Source organism: Bacteroidota bacterium, from assembly GCA_030706565.1.
Taxonomy (GTDB): domain Bacteria; phylum Bacteroidota; class Bacteroidia; order Bacteroidales; family JAUZOH01; genus JAUZOH01.
This window is the reverse complement of record JAUZOH010000215.1, coordinates 1-6,436: the sequence shown is the minus strand read 5'-3', so window position 1 is coordinate 6,436 and position 6,436 is coordinate 1. Positions and strand designations below refer to the sequence as shown.

General features: G+C 35.0%; 7 protein-coding genes. All 7 read left to right on the top strand.

What is annotated here, in order from left to right:
- Positions 1 to 552, top strand: a 552-nt coding sequence (locus Q8907_11035) for a hypothetical protein (protein MDP4274802.1), incomplete at its 5' end; no start/stop codon positions are given.
- 158 nt (positions 553 to 710) lie between these two features.
- Positions 711 to 1,124, top strand: coding sequence for a UPF0158 family protein (locus Q8907_11030; GenBank protein MDP4274801.1), 414 nt, complete (start codon positions 711 to 713; stop codon positions 1,122 to 1,124).
- 144 nt (positions 1,125 to 1,268) lie between these two features.
- Positions 1,269 to 1,493: a hypothetical protein gene (locus tag Q8907_11025; protein MDP4274800.1), complete on the top strand. Its 225-nt coding sequence runs from the start codon at positions 1,269 to 1,271 to the stop codon at positions 1,491 to 1,493.
- A 186-nt stretch (positions 1,494 to 1,679) separates the two neighbouring features.
- Positions 1,680 to 2,081: a hypothetical protein gene (locus Q8907_11020; protein MDP4274799.1), complete on the top strand. Its 402-nt coding sequence runs from the start codon at positions 1,680 to 1,682 to the stop codon at positions 2,079 to 2,081.
- Positions 2,082 to 2,390: 309 nt separating this feature from the next.
- The gene (locus Q8907_11015; protein ID MDP4274798.1) at positions 2,391 to 3,122 is read left to right on the top strand and encodes a DUF1080 domain-containing protein; all 732 of its coding nucleotides are present in this window, start codon (positions 2,391 to 2,393) and stop codon (positions 3,120 to 3,122) included.
- Positions 3,123 to 3,627: 505 nt separating this feature from the next.
- Positions 3,628 to 4,683 (top strand): glycoside hydrolase family 43 protein, encoded by a 1,056-nt coding sequence (locus Q8907_11010; protein MDP4274797.1) that lies wholly within the window; start codon positions 3,628 to 3,630, stop codon positions 4,681 to 4,683.
- 557 nt (positions 4,684 to 5,240) lie between these two features.
- Positions 5,241 to 6,041: a class I SAM-dependent methyltransferase gene (locus Q8907_11005; protein MDP4274796.1), complete on the top strand. Its 801-nt coding sequence runs from the start codon at positions 5,241 to 5,243 to the stop codon at positions 6,039 to 6,041.
- Positions 6,042 to 6,436 lie beyond the last annotated feature (395 nt).

Genomic DNA, 6,436 nt, shown 5'->3' with positions numbered 1-6,436 from the left:
GGCTCAAGTTGGGAAGTTGCTGATTTAGATTTAGATCCTTCGCAAAATAGATTGTTTTTCTCAGGTGATATATGTTTTGCGACAGGAAAGGATCAAAAAATATTTAAGAGCGTTGATCATGGGAAAACATGGATTACAATTCAGACACCAATAAATAGTTCATCAACTTATATCGGTGGCTTTTATTTCATCAATGAAAACATTGGTTTTTTAAATAAAGGTAATGATAGATATAAAACAACAGACGGAGGGATCAATTGGAATAAAACCAGTTTATCGTTTCCAAGTTTTAGAACCCCATCTTCACCATTTGAAAGTTTTCATTTTTGCAATAGTAACGAGGGTATAATAATTCATGACAGTATAGCTTATATTGGTGGAGATTTCCCATCATTTATTGGAACATATACATATACTACAACAGATAGCGGTAAAAGTTGGATTAAATCTGATTTACAAAAACAATTATCATTAGGTTTAATTATCTTTGTTTCAGATAGTTTTGCATATTGCATAAGTTATAAGAATATTTACAGATTGCAGAAAAAATAAATACTGGTCATACCCTGTAGTATTAAATTTGGAGGGTTTATTGGTTTATCGAACGCATCGCCCGCTGGCAAGTTTTTCATCGTTTGATCGTAAAACATACAAGAAATCCCCAACATTCCTTACCGCGGACGTTGTGTATCAGGTAAAAAACAAACTCCATGAAACTAACAGACAAACAAATAAATAAAATGGCCCAGGATCTAGAGGCTGGTATGAAAATATTCATAAACAAGGAAACATTAGAATACAGAACAATTCTTGACCTGGATGACCTGATGGATCCAGAATTTTTGGAAGAGGAAATGGAAAAAATCGAGAATGAATGGTCGAATTATGCAGTCATTGAAAAAATGAATTCCAGTGAGGCATTTAAAATTATGGAAGATTTTGTTGATGAGGTAAAAGAATTAAAACTTAAAGAAAACCTGATAAAAATTCTCAATCGCAAGAGTCCATTTGCAAATTTTAAAGCTGAAATCGAATCGTCAAATTATCGTGAAGAGTGGTTTGCATTTCGTACAAAAAGGCAGGAAGATTATGTAAAAGAACAATTGGACATGAATGAAATTTAATATGAATCAACTAGCATGCACACAACAGACGGCATGGACAAAACCATTATAGTGTATTACGGCAATATGTGGAGCTGCTATGCCAACATCATTGGCAACAAGCCCGAATAACATTGCGACATAAAACTAATAAAACCAAATATTATGGAAGAATTAATAATCAGAAATAAACAAAAATATCTCGACGACAATTACCCGTTTGAGAATGTACCAAAAATAACTGATAAGAAGTGTTGTATCCATTGCGATACTATTTTTACAGTTGCTGACTACAAAGTTTTCAAGGATAAAAGAGGTGATGAATATATATGCTGCCCGAATGCACCAAATTGCAACGGGACAGTTATTGATTGGTTTGACATAGTTTAACTTAACCTATTTGTTCTTGGTATAAAAGACAAATAATAATTGCAACTTCATCTGATATGGAGTTGTAAATGTAACTCAAAGGTTACAATTATACGATTAAAGCAAACGAACTTAAAGGCATAATTGCAGCAAACGGCAATCCACCAAAGGCTGGACAAATCCAATTATTGAGAAATAGAGTAAGTTATGAAAAAAATATTGGTTTTAAATCTTTTGATTATTTCAGTTTTTATTTTCACTTCCTGCACTGAAGAAAAAGGGAAATGGGATGACATTATCCACCTTTCGACCAAAGCAGTTGAATTTAGTGCTTCAGGAGATTCTGCAACAATAAAAACAGAAGGGGATTGGTGGTGGATTTCTGATGTGTCAGTTGATAGTACCTGGTACTATGGCTTTACAGGTGTTGATTTACAATCCGACAGTTACAAAATAAAACAGGATTGTTTTGATGTTGAGCGCCGGGATAAGAATACACTTTTTATCAAGGTTGATGCAAATCCTAATCATGTTAAAAGAATCATTACTGTTGGCCTTGAAGCCGGGGATTATTTTGACAGGGTGAAGGTCACTCAAAAACCCAAGTGATTTTTTTGATAATCATCTACAAGATTGATAACTATAAAAAGTTCAGATCCTAACACAGGGTATATATTTTGCGGGGTTCAGAATAATTTGCAAGATCATCGCTTGCTGGCAGCAACATTGCGGGCTAAAAGTGAAACGGTCTCTTGCTCCCGCACGCTGCAGACACTTAGCCGTTGAATAGCAATGGGAAAACTATAGCGAAGCTTTTTCATACACCAAAAAAACAATTTTAATATGCTTTTCAAATCACGAATTTGTACTTTTGAGGCATGTACACATCCTCATGCATCACATAAAAAGTAAATACAGATGAAAAAAAGAATTTTATGCAGCCTTTTATTATTGTTCTTTTCCCATTTTGCAAAATCGCAAATGCGTCCTGAAGAAACCGAGGTTTGGTCGCCGGTTCCTCCAGTAATAACTGTAGATGCTCAATCAGGAATACCCAGTGATGCCATCATATTATTTGATGGTACCAATCTCAATGCATGGGTGAATGAAAAAGGTGAGAAGGCCAAGTGGAACGTTAATGACGGAATACTTACAGTACTTCCAGGAAGCGGCTCCATTCTTACCTGGCAGCAGTTTGCTGATTGCCAGTTGCATATTGAGTGGCGGTCCCCGGAAGAAATAAAAGGTAATGGGCAAGGCCGCGGTAATAGCGGTATTTTCTTGCAAAATCGTTACGAAGTCCAGGTACTGGATAGCTATCAAAATCCAACTTATAGCAATGGACAAGCCGCTTCAATATACAAACAACATATACCGCTTGTAAATGTTTGCCGTAAACCGGGTGAATGGCAGACTTATGATATTATTTATACTGCACCCCGTTTCAACAACGACAACTCGTTGCAAACTCCGGCATATATAACGATATTGCAAAATGGGGTGCTGGTGCAAAATCATGTTGAGATTAAAGGAACAACTGCCTATATTGGGGCAGCCAAATACACCAAACATCCCTTCAAACAACCGTTATCGCTGCAAGATCATAGAAATCCTGTATCATATAGGAATATCTGGATCCGGGAGCTTTAAGCAATTTAGTTATTTAATCAAACTAATATCAAAGGCAGGTATAAACGGGAAAGTAGAAAATAGAAATTGAACACATTGCAATATAGTCTTCTGATTTAGAAAAAATGTAAGCCTTTTATCAGAAGCATTTTGAAATGCAATGTGGTGACAAGTATGAAAATGCCATCAAGGTTTTTCATCCTATACCCTTTCTTTTGAAAGCGGAGCAGGAATAGAGATAATGACAAGAGAAGATATTTCAAATGAAATTGGAATAAAAGTTGTATTCAACGGATTATCTCATTTTGCCATATCAGTAGGACTGGTAGCCCTTTATCTCAGCATATTAGCAATAATTGAAAAATGAGAAACAACATTTCTCCTGCCCCGGAATAATTTGTATTTTCCTTAAAAATAAGTATAATCGCCTCTGGATTAAAAAGCTATTGGTTTAAATAAAGGTCATTTCATATTATAACTATTTGAAAACAAGAAGTTAAATTAATTACTTAAACCTATTGAGACTATGGTTATTTTTAATACTGGAAAATCAACGCATTCGTTCAAGCTTAAACGGATATTGCTTTTTTCTCTTTTGCTGATCTGGTATTGCAATTCTTCAAATGCGCAAAATAATGCCACATTCATGAATCCGGTTTTGAAAGATGGCGCTGACCCCTATGCCTATTATCATACTGATGGTTATTATTATTGCCTGGTAACCAGGGGCAATAGAATTGATATCTGGCGGACGCCCGATATTACTTCCCTGGGAGGCGTTCAGGCGAAAACGGTTTGGAAACGCCCTCCGAGTGGTCCTAACAGTTGCTCTATCTGGGCTCCTGAAATACATTATATCAAAGGGAAATGGTACATCTATTATTCAGCCTCCGATATTAAACAAGATGCGGACAATACCCGTCATGTTTTTGTCTTGGAAAATGCATCGACTAATCCATTAGAAGGTAAATGGATAGACCGGGGAGCAGTAAATACAAAATACAATGGTATTGATGGTTCTGTTTTCCAGTTTAAGGGCAAATTGTATTTCTTATATTCAGCTTATGTAGGCAGTCACAGCGATATTATGATAGCCCAAATGACTAATCCCTGGACATTGAAACAACCGGAAGCAGACCTGGCAGCTCCCATGTATTCATGGGAAAGAATTGGGGACAGGAGCATCCTGGAAGGCCCCATATTTTTGGATGGCCCTAAAGATAAGTCCTTTATATTATTCTCAGCCAGTGCCTGCTGGGACGATAACTATTCCCTGGGAATGCTTTCGATTAAAAAAAATGGGGACCTGTTGAATCCCTCATCTTGGAAAAGATCAAGCCTTCCTGTTTTCCACATGTCAGAAAAGAATAGTGTTTTTGGGCCAGGGCATAATGGTTTTACTCAATCGCCCGATGGTAAAGAAAGTTGGATCATTTATCATGCAAAAGACAAACCCAACCTGGGTTGTTCAAAGCGAAGCACCAGGATTCAGAAATTTAACTGGACGCAGGACGGGACTCCAGATTTTGGAGAACCACTTCCCATCAACGTTCCCATGGCAAAGCCCTCAGGAATAAAATGAAAAGGAAAATCAATTGAAACAACCGTAGTCTCGATTCCCGTACTTCGCCTAACCCCGACCCTTGTGTGAAACTTTAAAAAGACAGAGAAACATTTATGAGTAAAATCATAAGTGTCCACTAAAAATTAAAGCCCAACCGACAATGACCATTATCTAACATAATCTTCACAGACTCTGATCTTGTGAAGAGTTTCTAATCAGAATCTTGTCGAAAAGCTACATGCCAAGAACACGGAACAAATAAAAAATACTGCGATTAAGATGGGATCATATCCGACAATGGTCAAAAGGCAATAGGCTGTGATGGCGGAATATATTTGGATTTTAACGGCATTTTCGTAATCTTACTTATATTTTCAACAGTAAAAATTCAAATCGTGGACATGAGAAATAAGCCATATATTGTATAATATCAGATTATTACAATAATTTTTGATATATTCAGGTAAACACTTATGAAACATTTTATCAATTTTGATAGGCCGTGAATATCTGAGGTGGTCTAAATTTTACTTGCGAAACTTGAATAAAAAATATATTTGAACAAAACATGTAAAATGAAAACAAGAATTTCAAATTTTTTAAGACAATTAGGCATACTATATTATACCGATAAAATAAGGTTTTACCTGCATTATATAAAAAAAAGTAAAGAAAGAAGAAACTTTAAAAAAGAAAACCCTCAAATTCAACTTCCCCCTTCTTACCTCATTTATGAATCATTTAATCTTAATTATTATAAATATTACTTTGATGGCAAAAGTTCTGCAATTTGGTTACTTGACCATCTTAAGCAGTACCATGAGTTAAAAAATTTAAATATTTTAGACTGGGGATGTGGTCCAGCCCGCATTATCCGACATCTACCGGAATTACTGGAAAGATCCTGCTCAATATATGGTACTGACTATAATCCAAAAACTATTGCATGGAACAGAAAAATGCTGACTGGTATTAATTTTAACTTAAACGATACTAATCCTCCTCTTCCTTATGTAGAAAATTCGTTTGATATAGTTTATGGTATCTCAATATTTACTCATCTTACAGAACATTTACACTATGAATGGTTTAATGAGCTGACCAGAATAACCAAAAATAATGGTATTATTTTTCTCACATTACACGGTAATGTTTTTAAATCAAAATTAACTCCATTCGAACAAAAAATATTTGATAAAGGGAATTTACTAATTAAAGGGAATACTAAAATTGGGCATAGAACTTTTACAGCCTTTCATCCGGTATCTTTTGTTAAAAAATTAATTGGAAACCATCAAATACTTGAGCATATTGAAGGTGAGATAAAAAATGGAAGACCTCAACAAGATGTATGGATTATTAAAGTAACAAAATAAAGAAATGGAATATGTCTATCCAAATTTCAAGAACGCTATAAGTGAATACATGATTAGTAGTTATAAAATTCATGAAATTGTAAACAGCGATATGTATAAAGAACATAAAACCGATAATCTTTTCCTCAAAAGGATTTTAGCTGAATTAGACGGAAAAAGAATTAAACAGAAATGAGTTTCTCCTTTATTTACGTTTCGCAAGTAGTATAAGGGGTTATAACAGATTTCTCTGTGGCACTCTGTGTTAAAACTCTGTGGTTCTCTGTGTAATAAATTGATACAATATCACAGAGGTACACAGAGAAGACACAGAGGAATATTTCTCATTATTTCTATGTGATATGATGAACAATAAATCTCAGTTGTTAAATTTTATTCCGTTCAGGGAGATATTT